Source organism: Phreatobacter sp. AB_2022a (assembly GCF_026847585.1).
GTDB lineage: Bacteria > Pseudomonadota > Alphaproteobacteria > Rhizobiales > Phreatobacteraceae > Phreatobacter.
In genome coordinates this window covers 1-12,732 of sequence record NZ_JAPSET010000043.1, presented here as the reverse complement: position 1 = coordinate 12,732, position 12,732 = coordinate 1, and the positions used below count along the sequence as shown (strand labels likewise).

The 12,732-nt window shown below is 68.1% G+C and carries 14 protein-coding genes; 9 read left to right on the top strand and 5 right to left on the bottom strand.

All coding sequences use genetic code 11. The annotated features are described in order from the left end of the window. Position 1: 1 nt before the first annotated feature. Entirely contained in the window at positions 2–1,600 is a 1,599-nt protein-coding gene (locus OZ671_RS24760; RefSeq protein WP_268863196.1) for an ABC transporter substrate-binding protein, read from the bottom strand. A 168-nt stretch (positions 1,601–1,768) separates the two neighbouring features. Continuing rightward, a complete protein-coding gene (locus OZ671_RS24755) occupies positions 1,769–2,227 on the bottom strand; it encodes an Lrp/AsnC family transcriptional regulator (protein WP_268863195.1) in 459 nt (152 codons plus the stop codon). A gap of 106 nt (positions 2,228–2,333) precedes the next feature. Here OZ671_RS24755 and OZ671_RS24750 point away from each other — a divergent pair, with 106 nt between their 5' ends. The 9 genes from OZ671_RS24750 (at position 2,334) to OZ671_RS24710 (ending at position 10,291) form a co-directional block, all read left to right on the top strand. After that, on the top strand, positions 2,334–3,278 hold the full coding sequence (locus tag OZ671_RS24750) for a threonine ammonia-lyase (RefSeq protein WP_268863194.1): 945 nt from the start codon (positions 2,334–2,336) through the stop codon (positions 3,276–3,278). A gap of 3 nt (positions 3,279–3,281) precedes the next feature. After that, a complete protein-coding gene (locus tag OZ671_RS24745; RefSeq protein WP_268863193.1) occupies positions 3,282–3,797 on the top strand; it encodes a peptide deformylase in 516 nt (171 codons plus the stop codon). A 285-nt stretch (positions 3,798–4,082) separates the two neighbouring features. Then, positions 4,083–4,643, top strand: coding sequence for a F0F1 ATP synthase subunit delta (locus tag OZ671_RS24740; protein WP_268863192.1), 561 nt, complete (start codon positions 4,083–4,085; stop codon positions 4,641–4,643). After that, positions 4,643–6,169 (top strand): F0F1 ATP synthase subunit alpha, encoded by a 1,527-nt coding sequence (atpA, locus tag OZ671_RS24735; RefSeq protein WP_038305151.1) that lies wholly within the window; start codon positions 4,643–4,645, stop codon positions 6,167–6,169. Before OZ671_RS24740 ends, atpA begins: the two co-directional genes overlap by 1 nt. A gap of 13 nt (positions 6,170–6,182) precedes the next feature. Continuing rightward, the gene (locus OZ671_RS24730; RefSeq protein ID WP_268863191.1) at positions 6,183–6,635 is read left to right on the top strand and encodes a PH domain-containing protein; all 453 of its coding nucleotides are present in this window, start codon (positions 6,183–6,185) and stop codon (positions 6,633–6,635) included. Further along, a complete protein-coding gene (locus tag OZ671_RS24725) occupies positions 6,635–7,504 on the top strand; it encodes a F0F1 ATP synthase subunit gamma (protein WP_268863190.1) in 870 nt (289 codons plus the stop codon). Before OZ671_RS24730 ends, OZ671_RS24725 begins: the two co-directional genes overlap by 1 nt. Positions 7,505–7,533: 29 nt before the next feature. Continuing rightward, the gene (gene atpD, locus OZ671_RS24720) at positions 7,534–8,988 is read left to right on the top strand and encodes a F0F1 ATP synthase subunit beta (RefSeq protein WP_103169534.1); all 1,455 of its coding nucleotides are present in this window, start codon (positions 7,534–7,536) and stop codon (positions 8,986–8,988) included. Positions 8,989–9,015: 27 nt separating this feature from the next. Next, positions 9,016–9,429, top strand: a complete 414-nt coding sequence (locus tag OZ671_RS24715) for a F0F1 ATP synthase subunit epsilon (RefSeq protein WP_038305142.1) — start codon at positions 9,016–9,018, stop codon at positions 9,427–9,429. 682 nt (positions 9,430–10,111) lie between these two features. Then, positions 10,112–10,291, top strand: a complete 180-nt coding sequence (locus OZ671_RS24710; RefSeq protein WP_268863189.1) for a hypothetical protein — start codon at positions 10,112–10,114, stop codon at positions 10,289–10,291. A 45-nt stretch (positions 10,292–10,336) separates the two neighbouring features. On the opposite strand, the gene pncA is transcribed toward OZ671_RS24710, so the two are convergent. From pncA to OZ671_RS24695, 3 genes are all read right to left on the bottom strand, one after another. Then, positions 10,337–11,065, bottom strand: coding sequence for a bifunctional nicotinamidase/pyrazinamidase (gene pncA / locus OZ671_RS24705; RefSeq protein ID WP_038305140.1), 729 nt, complete (start codon positions 11,063–11,065; stop codon positions 10,337–10,339). A 104-nt stretch (positions 11,066–11,169) separates the two neighbouring features. Further along, positions 11,170–11,676 (bottom strand): RNA pyrophosphohydrolase, encoded by a 507-nt coding sequence (locus OZ671_RS24700; RefSeq protein ID WP_268863188.1) that lies wholly within the window; start codon positions 11,674–11,676, stop codon positions 11,170–11,172. Between the two features lie 188 nt (positions 11,677–11,864). Continuing rightward, positions 11,865–12,732 (bottom strand): divergent polysaccharide deacetylase family protein (locus OZ671_RS24695; protein ID WP_268863187.1); only part of this gene is annotated, 868 nt, incomplete at its 5' end.

Below are 12,732 nucleotides of genomic sequence, written 5' to 3'. Positions count from 1 at the left end.
GTCAGGCTTTCAACACATCCCAGAAATAGCAGACCGAGCCGTCCTTGACGCCCTGGACGGACTTGCGGAACGCCGTCTTGATGAAGAACTGCCCGAGCGGCAGGATCGGCACCTGGTCCAGGGCGCGCCGCTGGATATCGTCCAGGAGGCTCTGCTGGCGCGCCGGGTCGGTCGCGACCAGCCATTCCGCGGTCAGGCGCTCGGTTTCGTCGTCCTTGTACCAGCCGGTCCAGTTGGCATCGCCCCGGATGGTCGTGTTGACCGCCGGATTGGCGATCGAAACGCTCGGCCAGTTGGTGTGGTAGATGCTCCAGCCGCCACGTTCGACCGGCTCCTTGGACAGCCGGCGCTGCAGCACGCTGCCCCAGTCCATGTCCTGGAGATCGACGTTGAAGCCGATCGACTTCAGGAGCTCGGCGGTGATCTGTCCATGCGGGCTGATCGCGGGATAGTCGACCGGGTTGACGATGACCACCTTCTCGCCGGCATAGCCTGCGGCCTTGACCGCCGCGCGCGCCTTGGCGAGGTCGCGCGATGCCGGCATCTGCGTGGCGCCGAGCTCGGTCACACCCGGCATGCCGCAGGGCAGCATGGTCCGGCAGCGCCGGTAGGCCTCGGCCTCGGTGCCGACGATCGCCTGCATGTAGTCGTCCTGCTGGAGCACCGACAGCGCAACCTGGCGCAGCTTGGCGTTGTTGAACGGCGGCTGGATGGCGTTGAAGCGCGCCATCGCGACGAAACCGTAAGGATCCTGGTTGCGGATGCCGATGTCGCGCGATCGGGCGAGCAGGGGGATCAGGTCGGGCAGTGCCTGCTCCCACCAGTCGATCTCGCCGGTCTGCAATGCCGCCGCCGCCGTGCTGGGATCGGGCATGATCGCCCATTCGAGGCGGTCGATCTCCACGCGCTTGCCGCCGGAGGTCCAGTCCGCCGGCTCGGCGCGCGGCCGGTACCGGTCGAAGCGCTCGTAGACGGCGCGCGCGCCCGACACATATTCGTCGGCCTTGAAGCGGAACGGCCCCGAGCCGACCATGTCGGTCACCTGGGTCATGGGGTCGGTCCTGGCCAGCCGCTCGGGCATGATGAAGGCCGGCGAGGAATGCGGCTTGCCGATGGCGTCGAGCAGCAGCGGGAAGGGGTGCTTCAGCCGGATCCGAAGGGTCCGGTCGTCGGCGGCTTCGAAGGCCTCCGTCGCCGCGGCGAGCGTCTGGCCGAACTGGTCGCGCTTGCTCCAGCGCTCGAGGCTCGCGGCGCAGTCGCGGGCGAGCACGCGCTCGCCGTCATGGAACTCGAGGCCCTCGCGCAAGGTGATCAGCCAGGTCCGCTGGTCGTCCGAGACCGTCGCGCCCTCCGCCATTTGCGGCCGCGGATGAAGCTTGCCGTCGACGCCGTAGAGCGTATCGAAGACGCAATAGCCATGGGTGATGGTGACGGCGGCAAAGGTCCAGACCGGATCGAGCGCCGACAGGTTGGCCTGGGGCACGAACCGCAGGACGCGCCGGCCGGCGGTCTGGCCGATGGCCGGCGCGTTGAGCGGCCACGCGGCCGCCGCGACCGAGGCGGCGGCAGTCTTCAGCAAGGCGCGACGTGTCGGAACCATCGAAATCCCCCTGATGTCCAAGTGCGCCGGGGATCTTCCTGAGCCGGCCGGCGACGGGCAAATCGTCATTGGTCGGGCATCCATAGGTTTTTCCTATGGCCTGTCGCGCAACGGTGCCATGCGGTTCCGGCCCGCGTCCTGCTGCGCGACGCTGCGTCCGGGCCGCCGTCAGACCGGCACCTCCAGCGATCGCTTGAGCTGCTTGAGCACCACGCTGGTGGTGAATTTCCGGATGTTCGGATTGTCGGCCATCATGCGGTCGGCCAGGACGTCGAATGTGTCGATCGATGCCGTCACCACCACCAGCGTGTAGTCGCCGCGGCCGGTAAGGCACCAGGCCTGCTGCACGTCCGGCGTGCGTGAGATCCAGTGATGGAGCGAGGGCAGGAGCTCGGGGCGGTCGCGTTCGAGCTCCAGCTCGACCAGCAGGGTGACGCTCGCCCCGAGGCTGCGCGGCTCGACGATCGAGACATCGCGCAGGATGACCTTTTCGTCCCTGAGCCGCTGCAGCCGGCGCTGGGTCGAGGACGGCGACAGGCCGACCTTGTCGGCAAGCTCGCCGATCGTCTGCCCGGCATCGCGCTGCATCTCCCGCAGGATCGCCCTGTCGTGGCCAGTCAGCTCCATGATCGCCCCCGTTCGCTGCATCTTTTGGGAATTCCGCCCGATCTGTCCGCCATTTTCGGGATTTTCACCCAGACGGACTTGATAGCAAGAGTGCATGAGCAACCTGATGCCTCCCACTGCCGAGGGGATCGCGGCCGCGGCCGGCCGGATCGACCCGATCTTCCTCGACACGCCGCTCGTCGAACATGACGAGGCCAATGCCGCGCTCGGCTGCCGGCTGCTCGCGAAGGTCGAGACGCTCAACCCGATTCGCTCCTTCAAGGGGCGCGGCACCGACTGGTGGCTGGCCCACCTTGGCGCATCCGACCGGCCGATCGTTTCCGCCTCCGCCGGCAATTTCGGCCAGGGTCTTGCTTATGCCGCGCGGCGGCGCGGCCGCCGGCTCACCGTCTTCGCGGCGGCGGCCGCCAATCCGGGCAAGGTCGCGGCCATGCGGCGGCTGGGCGCGACCGTCGTCCTCGACGGTGCCGATTTCGACGCCGCCAAGGCCGCGGCGCGCCGGTTCGCCGCCGCGGAGGGCCTGATCTTCGTCGAGGACGGCGGCGAGCGCCTGATCGCCGAAGGCGCCGGCACCATCGCCCGCGAGATCACCGAAACGCTCGACCGGCGCCAGGCGGGCCTCGACACGCTGGTCGTGCCGCTCGGCAATGGCGCCCTGCTCACCGGCATGGGCGCATGGATGCGCACGGCGCGGCCGGCGGTGCGGGTCATCGGCGTGGTTGCCGCCGCGGCCCCGGCCATGAAGCTGTCCTGGGAGCGCGGCCGGATCGAGACCACCGCGCGGGCCGAAACGATGGCCGACGGCATCGCGGTGCGCGAGCCGGTCGACTATGCCCTCGCCTGCATGCGGACGACGGTGGACGAGGTCCTGGCGGTCGACGAGGCGGCGATCGGCGAAGCCATGGCCCTCTGTCGCCGGCACTACGGCCTGATCGTCGAACCGGCGGGCGCGGCAGGCCTTGCCGCCGTCATGTCCCGCGCCGGCCGTTTCGCCGGCAAGACCGTGGCAACCGTCCTGTGCGGCGGCAACATGCCTGCCGCGGAAGCCTGAGCGGTGCCGGTCAGGCCGGTCCTCGCTTTCGGCGACCCGCGGCTGCGCCGTCCGGCCCGGCCGGTGGACCTCGACCGCGACGACTGGCGGGACGACGCCCGCGATCTCGCCGACACACTCGCCGACCTTCGTCGCCGGCTCGGTTTCGGCCGCGCGCTCGCCGGTCCGCAGATCGGCTCGCCCTTCCGCCTGATCGCCTTCGATTGCGCGCTCGGGCATTTCGTCGCCGTCAATCCCGAGATCACCTGGCGATCCGAGGCGCTGATGCCGGTCTGGGACGACTGCTTCAGCCTGCCAGACCTCTGCATGGCGGTCATGCGACACCGCTCCGTCGGGTTCCAATGCGCGCGTTCCGACGGCGGCGCCGTCCGGTCGGCAGCGCTCGATCCCGCCCTCGCCGAGCTCGTTCAGCACGAGATCGATCACCTCGACGGCATTCTCATGAGCGACCGCCTCGTCCGGCCGGGCGCGGTGGTGCCGCGGGCCCTGGTGCGGCTCGCCGTCCATCCCGCGGCCTGACACGGCCCGTCCCGCCGGTGCCGCCTGCGACGATCCGGACCATTCCGCGGCATGTGGCCTTTTTGCCCGGGATTGCCGTCTCTTGCGCACCGGATCCGCCCCTAAGTGCCGTTGCACCACGGGAATACGTGTGCTAACGGACACGCGACCTTGGGGGGCAGGCGCACCAGCGCATTCTCTCCGGTTATCAATTCCCCAGTCGAGCCAAGGGTTTGCGGCTGTCACACGCGAGTGCGGCCGAAGGTCTGAACGAAATGGCTCGGCGCCGAGCGCGAGAGACACGCGGTGGCCGTCGAAGATAAGACCGTTTCGGGCATGGCAGGGCGTTATGCCTCTGCTCTTTTTGAACTGGCGACCGAGGCAGGACAGATCGATGCGGTTGCCGCCGATCTCGGCCGCTTCCAGGCTCTTCTCGATGGTTCCGACGATCTGAAGCGACTGGTCCAGAGCCCGGTCTTCGCCGCCGACGATCAGGTCAAGGCGATCACCGCCATTCTCGATCAGGCCAAGATCGGCGGTCTCGCCGGCAATCTGATCAAGGTGGTTGCGTCCAATCGTCGCCTGTTCGCCGTCGAGGGCATCATCCGCGGCTTCAACGCCCTGGTCGCCCAGGCGCGCGGCGAGGTGACCGCCGAGGTGACGGTCGCCGAGGAGCTCTCGGCCGCCCACGCCAAGACGCTGACCGAGGCGCTGAAGGACGTGCTCGGCAAGGAACCCAGGATCGATGTGAAGGTGGATCCGGCCATTCTCGGTGGGCTGATCGTCAAGGTCGGCTCGCGCATGATCGACACTTCGCTCCGCACCAAGCTCAATTCTATTAAAAACGCCATGAAAGAGGTCGGCTGATGGACATCCGCGCCGCTGAAATCTCTGCGATCCTCAAGGACCAGATCAAGAACTTCGGCCAAGAGGCGGAAGTCTCGGAAGTCGGCCAGGTGCTGTCCGTCGGTGACGGTATCGCCCGCGTCTATGGTCTCGACAACGTCCAGGCGGGCGAGATGGTCGAGTTCAACAACGGCATCCGCGGCATGGCGCTGAACCTCGAAGTCGACAATGTCGGCATCGTGCTGTTCGGCAACGACCGCGACATCAAGGAAGGCGACACCGTCAAGCGCACCGGCGCCATCGTCGACGTGCCGGTCGGCAAGGGCCTGCTCGGCCGCGTGGTCGACGCGCTCGGCAATCCGATCGACGGCAAGGGGCCGATCGTCGCCGACAAGCGCGCCCGCGTCGACGTCAAGGCGCCCGGCATCATTCCGCGCAAGTCGGTGCACGAGCCGATGGCCACCGGCCTGAAGTCGATCGACGCGCTGATCCCGATCGGCCGCGGCCAGCGCGAGCTGATCATCGGCGACCGCCAGACCGGCAAGACCGCGATCGCGCTCGACACCATCCTCAACCAGAAGCCGCTCAACCAGGGCAATGACGAGAGCGCCAAGCTCTACTGCGTCTATGTCGCCGTTGGCCAGAAGCGCTCCACGGTCGCCCAGTTCGTCAAGGCTCTGGAAGAGAACGGCGCGCTCGAATATTCGATCGTGATCGCCGCGACCGCTTCCGACCCGGCGCCGATGCAGTTCCTGGCGCCCTTCTCCGGCTGCGCCATGGGCGAGTTCTTCCGCGACAACGGCATGCACGCGGTCATCATCTATGACGACCTGTCCAAGCAGGCCGTCGCCTACCGCCAGATGTCGCTGCTGCTGCGCCGCCCGCCCGGCCGCGAAGCCTATCCGGGCGACGTGTTCTATCTCCACTCCCGCCTGCTCGAGCGCGCCGCGAAGATGGGTGACGATGCCGGCAAGGGCTCGCTGACCGCTCTTCCCGTCATCGAAACCCAGGCCAACGACGTGTCGGCCTATATTCCGACCAACGTGATCTCGATCACCGACGGCCAGATCTTCCTGGAGACCGATCTGTTCTTCCAGGGCATCCGCCCGGCCGTGAACGTCGGTCTGTCGGTGTCGCGCGTCGGCTCCTCGGCCCAGACCAAGGCGATGAAGAAGGTCGCCGGCAAGATCAAGGGCGAGCTCGCCCAGTACCGCGAAATGGCCGCCTTCGCCCAGTTCGGTTCGGACCTCGATGCGACCACGCAGCGCCTCCTGAACCGCGGCTCGCGCCTCACCGAGCTTCTGAAGCAGAACCAGTACTCGCCGCTCAAGATGGAGGAGCAGGTCTGCGTCATCTGGGCCGGCACCAACGGCTATCTCGACAAGCTGCCGCTCAACCGCGTGCGCGGCTTCGAGGAAGGCCTGCTCGGCAAGCTTCACTCGGAAGGCACGATCCTGGAGGCGATTCGCACGTCCAAGGATCTGTCGGACGAGACCGCCGGCAAGCTGAAGGCCGTGGTGGAGAGCTTCGCGGCGTCCTTCGCCTGATCGCGGGCCGTCCATGAGCTACGTCACCGATAGCTTAGGTCCGGGCGAGACGGTCGTGCACCAAGCCACGATCCATTGGATCGCCTATGCCTGGCCTATCGTGGCCGTGCTCGTCGGCCTGGTCGCGACCGTTCTGCTGCCGCCCTACGGGGCGGTGGTTCTGGCAGCCGGCCTCGTCTGGCTGCTGGGCGCCTGGATCCTGACCCGGGCGACGGAACTGGCGGTGACCTCGCGCAAGGTGGTGGCGAAATGGGGCCTGATCGCCCGTTCCACCATCGAGCAACGGCTCGAGAAGGTCGATTCGATCTCGGTCGATCAGACCTTCTGGGGCCGGCTTCTGAACTTCGGGCACGTGACGATCCACGGCACGGGCATCAACGCCACGCCCATCAAGAGAATTGCTGATCCGCTGACCTTCCGCCGCAAGGTGGGTGAGGCCATCGAAGCCAGAAGGGATGTCGGCTGATGCCGAGCTTGAAGGATCTCAGAAACCGCATCTCGTCGGTCAAGGCGACGCAGAAGATCACCAAGGCCATGCAGATGGTGGCCGCGGCGAAGCTGAAGCGGGCCCAGACGGCTGCCGAGGCGGCCCGCCCCTATGCCGAGAAGATGGAAGCGGTGCTCGCCAACCTGACCGGTTCGGTCGCCGGCGCGGATGCGCCGCTGCTGCTGACCGGCACCGGCAAGTCGGACGTACACCTGCTGCTCGTCTGCACCGGCGAGCGTGGCCTGTGCGGCGCCTTCAACACCTCGATCGTGCGTCTCGCCCGGGAGAAGGCGCTGGCGCTGCAGGCCGAAGGCAAGACGGTCAAGTTCTTCTGCGTCGGCCGCAAGGGCTACGAACTGATCCGCCGCCAGTTCGAGAAGCAGATCGTCGGCTATCTCGAGTTCCGTGCCGTGCGCCAGCTCGCCTATGCCCAGGCCGAGCAGGTGGCGCAGGAGATCCTCAAGCTGTTCGACGCCGGCGAGTTCGACGTCGCCACGCTGTTCTTCTCCCGGTTCAAGTCGGTGATCGCCCAGGAGCCGACCGCGCGCCAGATCATCCCGGCCGAGGTTGCCGGCGATGCCAGCGGCAGCCGCACCCCTTACGAGTTCGAGCCCGGCGAGGGCGAGATCCTGTCCGATCTTCTGCCGCGCAACATCGCGGTGCAGATCTTCCGGGCCCTCCTGGAGAACAACGCCTCGTTCTACGGCGCGCAGATGACCTCCATGGACAACGCGACCCGGAATGCCGGCGAAATGATCAGGAAGCAGACGCTCAAGTACAACCGCGCGCGTCAGGCGATGATCACCAAGGAACTCATTGAAATCATCTCGGGCGCCGAAGCGCTCTGAAGCCGAAAAGTTAGATCGAGGACCGTATCATGGCGAAGAAAGCGACGAGCGCGACGGCCGCTGGAGCGGGCACCGTTGGCCGCATCACCCAGGTCATCGGCGCCGTTGTCGACGTGCAGTTCGACAATCACCTGCCGCAGATCCTGAACGCGCTGGAGACCACCAACAACGGCGCCCGCATGGTGCTGGAAGTGGCTCAGCACCTCGGTGAGAACACCGTGCGCTGCATCGCCATGGACACCTCCGAAGGCCTCGTCCGCGGTCAGGACGTGACCGATACCGGCCAGCCGATCGCCGTGCCGGTCGGCGCCGAGACGCTCGGCCGCATCCTCAACGTCATCGGCGAGCCGATCGACGAAGCCGGTCCCGTCAAGACCGAGCGCACGCGCGCCATCCACCAGCCGGCGCCGTCCTTCGCCGAGCAGTCGACCGAGGCCGAGATCCTCGTCACCGGCATCAAGGTCGTCGACCTCCTGGCGCCCTACGCCAAGGGCGGCAAGATCGGCCTGTTCGGCGGCGCCGGCGTCGGCAAGACCGTGCTCATCCAGGAGCTGATCAACAACGTCGCCAAGGCCCACGGCGGCTATTCGGTGTTCGCCGGCGTCGGCGAGCGCACCCGCGAAGGCAACGACCTCTATCACGAGTTCATCGAATCGGGCGTCAACAAGAAGGGCGGCGGCGAGGGCTCCAAGTGCGCCCTGGTGTTCGGCCAGATGAACGAGCCCCCGGGCGCCCGCGCGCGCGTCGCGCTCTCCGGCCTGACGATCGCCGAGGACTTCCGCGACCAGGGCCAGGACGTGCTGTTCTTCGTGGACAACATCTTCCGCTTCACCCAGGCCGGCTCGGAAGTGTCGGCTCTGCTCGGCCGCATCCCCTCGGCGGTGGGCTATCAGCCGACGCTCGCCACCGACATGGGCGCGCTGCAGGAGCGCATCACCACCACCCAGAAGGGCTCGATCACCTCGGTGCAGGCCATCTACGTCCCGGCCGACGACTTGACCGACCCGGCGCCGGCGACCTCCTTCGCCCACCTCGACGCGACCACCGTGCTCAACCGCTCGATCGCGGAAAAGGGCATCTATCCGGCGGTCGACCCGCTCGACTCGACCTCGCGCATGCTCGACCCGCGCGTCATCGGCGAGGATCACTACCAGGTGGCCCGCAAGGTCCAGCAGACGCTGCAGCGCTACAAGTCGCTCCAGGACATCATCGCCATCCTCGGCATGGACGAGCTGTCGGAAGAGGACAAGCTGACGGTGGCCCGCGCCCGCAAGGTCGAGCGCTTCCTGTCGCAGCCGTTCCACGTCGCCGAAGTGTTCACCGGCTCGCCGGGCAAGTTCGTCGACCTGAAGGACACCATCAAGGGCTTCGGCGACCTCTGCGACGGCAAGTACGACTACCTCCCGGAAGCCGCCTTCTACATGGTCGGCACCATCGAGGAAGCGGTCGAGAAGGGCCGCAAGCTCGCCGCGGAAGCGGCCTGATCCTTTAGCGATTGAGGGACCGCATTCATGACGACCTTTACATTCGAACTGGTCAGCCCCGAGCGGCAGCTCTTCTCCGGCGCCGTCGAGCAGGTCGTCGTGCCGGGCTCGGAAGGTGACTTCGGCGTGCTGGCCAACCACGCGCCCTTCGTCTCCTCGCTGCGCCCCGGCATCCTGACGATCCATGGCGACGGCCAGCCGAAGCGGCTCTATGTCCGCGGCGGTTTCGCCGAGGTGGCCGAAGGCACCCTGACCGTGCTCGCCGAGACGGCGACGGCGGTCGAGGACCTGCGCGCCGACCAGATCGACGCCGAGATCAAGGACGCTCAGGACGATCTCGCCGACGCCAAGGACGACGCGGCGCGCGCCAAGGCGGCGCAGAAGCTCGACCAGCTGAACAGCGTCAAGGCCGTGCTCGCCACCGCCAAGTCGACGCACTGACAAGTCGACGCACTGACAAGTCGACGCACTGAGCGTCGGCGTCAGACGGATAGTTCAAGGGCCGCCTGCAGGGCGGCCCTTGCTTTTTTGGACCGGATGGATCGGCCGCGGGACAAATGGCGGCCGGGCCGCCCCCACGGGAATGCGCGGCGGCGCGCCGGATCGCCGCGAGCCATCCTGGAATGTCCGGTGATGAGCCGTACGAACCTTGGGTGATCTCGTCGTCACCGCCGCCCATGAGGCCGCGGCGAGGGACGATCACGGAGATCCGCATCGCCCCTGTCAGGCGATGACAAACAGGCGCTCGCGTCGGCGCTCACCGGCCCCCTGTACCGAAGGCCGCGCCTCGCAAAGCGCGTGACGCGCATCGGCTCCGCGTGCAGCGATCGCAGCGACCGCTCGCTTCGTTGTCCGGCCACTGGCGGCCGGGCATGATCGCGCGGTCTTTTCCTGCGGGGTGGAATGCGCTCGATCGCTGTTTCCGCGCGCGGGTCGGCCAGGTCATCCGGCGGTGCATTGCAGCGTCGCTTTGCCGGCGGAAGATCCCATCGTCGCCGGCTACTGCACGCCGCCGCCGCCGGCATGCCGATGTCGGAATTGCCCGAGGCGGACGCCGCGCGCCTGCCCCGCGATCGGGTGCTGCCGGCATCACCGGTATCGCGCCCAAGGCCTGGGCGCGGCCTTGCTGTTCGACGCGATCATGCGCGTCGCACGGGCGGAGACGGCGGTGTTCCCGATCCTCGTCGATGCGCAGGACGAAGATACTCCGCGCTTCCATCGACGGTTCGGTTTCACGCCTCTTGCCAGCCGCCCGATCAGCCGGTTGCTGCCGGTCGCAACGGCCGTGAAATTGCTCGACTGATGGATATCCAGCGCACCGTCCGGCTTCCGGAGGACGGGTCGATTGTCAGGCCGGCAGGTCGGCCACCTTGATGCGCTTCACCCCGGCGGCGGCCATGTCGGTCCAGGCCTTGGCGAGCGACCCGTTGAGGTCGATCGCCCGGCAGGCCTCTTCGACGACGAAGGTCTCGAGGCCGGCCTTGGCCGCGTCCTGCGCGGTCCAGCCGACGCAGAAATCGGTGGCGAGCCCGACCACCACGGCGCGCGTGATGGCACGCTCCTTCAGATAGCCGCCGAGCCCCGTCGGCGTGCGCCGGTCGGCCTCCAGGAAGCCGGAATAGCTGTCGACCTCGGGCCGGTAGCCCTTGCGCACGATGGTCTGGGCGTGGGGCAGCGCCAGCGCCGGATGGAAGGCCGCGCCCTCGCTGTTCCAGATGCAGTGGTCGGGCCACAGCACCTGCGGGCCATAGGGCATGTCGACGAGCTCGAACGGCTTCTTGCCGGGATGGCTCGAGGCGAAGGACTTGTGCCCGGCCGGGTGCCAGTCCTGGGTCAGGACCACATTGGCGAAGCGCGTGCCGATGGCATTGACGACGGCGACCACCTCGTCGCCGCGCGGCACGGCGAGCCGGCCTCCGGGACAGAAGTCGTTCTGAACGTCGACGACGATGAGGGCGGTCCTGGCGTCGATCATGGGGCGGTCCTGTGTCTGCGCCGATGAGCCGGGACTGCTCGCGACCAGCACGGCGGCGCCGGCGACGAGACTGCGGCGGTCGATGGCAAATGGCCTGTCCATGGTGGCCTCCCGGCGGCGTGGGGTGATGCCGGCAAGGCTAACCCGATCACCGCCGGATGCGATGCGGAAGAACCCCTAAGGCCCGGCCGCGCGGCGTTCGCCGCTCAACGGGTGAACGGCTTGAAGGTTTGCACCACGCGCTCGTAGACACCGCGCTTGAATGGAATGATCAGGCCCGGCATGGCGTCGAGATGCTCCCAGCGCCAGGCCTCGAATTCGGGCTTGTGGGCGCCGCCGCCCGGCCGGGCGACGTCGATCTCGCTGTCCTCGCCGTCGAAGCGGAAGGCGAACCATTTCTGGGTCTGGCCGCGGTAGCGCCCGCGCCAGGCCTGGCCGGCGACGACCGGCGGCAGGTCGTAGGCGAACCATTCCGGCGCCTCGGCGAGCAGGGTCGCCGAGCGGACATTGGTTTCTTCGTAGAGCTCGCGCGTCGCCGCGGCGAGCGGCGCCTCGCCGGCATCGATGCCGCCTTGCGGCATTTGCCAAGCATGCGTGCCGTCGACATGTTCGGGAGCGGGACCGCGGCGCTTGCCAGCGAAGACGAGGCCGTCACGGTTGATCAGCACCACCCCGACACAGGGGCGGTAGGGCAGGTCTTCGAAGCGGGCCATGGCGCATGTCCGGTCAATACGAGTGTCCCGAACCTGAAATTCGCCTCGGCCAACGGCGCGCGCGGAGCGAATGTCCGGTTCGGGACACCGGCAGCTTACTGATAGCCGGTGTCGTTTCGATTTCGAAGTTCGCTCCGTGCCCGACATCAAAATGAAGCCATTTCGAAATCACGACACGGGCCGGCATCTTAGCCAGCCGGCGCGCGGCGCGCCACCGCGCTGGTCACCGGAACCAGCAGCAATCCGCGGCTTTCCAGCGCCCGCGCCCATTGGCTGACGCGGTCGATGGTGACCGGCAGGGCCGCGCCGACGCCGAAGGCGAAGCCACGCTCGCGGGCGCGCGCCTCCAGCCGGGCGAGCTGGGCGTCGAGCTCGGCCGGCGTCGGCACGCGGTCGATCTGCAGGTCGGCGCGGGCCATCGGCTGCTGCAGCGTGCCGGCGAGCTGCGGCACCAGGCTGCGGGCGCTGGTGCCATCGTCCACCACCATCAGGCCGCGCCGCGCCGTCTCGCGCAGGATCGGCGCCAGCGCGCCTTCGGCGGCGGTGAACTTGGCACCCATGTAGTTGACGATGCCGGCATAGCCCTGGAACCGGCTCATCGCCCAGTGCAGCCGCTCGGTGTTGCGCTCGACGGAGAGCGTGGTGAGGAGCGTCTGCGGGCCGGGATCGTTCTCCGGAAAGTCCAGCGGCTCCATCGGGACCTGCAGGAACACCTCGTGCCCCTCGGCGCGTGCGCGCGAGACCACCCGCTCGAGGTCGGCGCCGTAGGGCGTGAAGGCCAGCGACACGGCACCCGGCAGCTTGCTGATCGCCTCGGCCGTGCTGTTCTGTCCGATGCCGAGCCCGCCGATCAGGATCGCTACCTGCGGCAGGTTGGCCTCGTTGCCGGCCGGTGGCCGGAAGCTGCGGCCATAGGCCTCGTAAGGCTTGCGGCCGTCGGCGGCGACGCGCGGCAGCGGCCCCTGGGGCGAACGTTCGCTCAGGCGCGGGTCGAGCCCGGCCGAGCGATCCGAGCCGGGGGCGGCGGCGACGCGCACCTCGCGCCGGGCGCCCGAC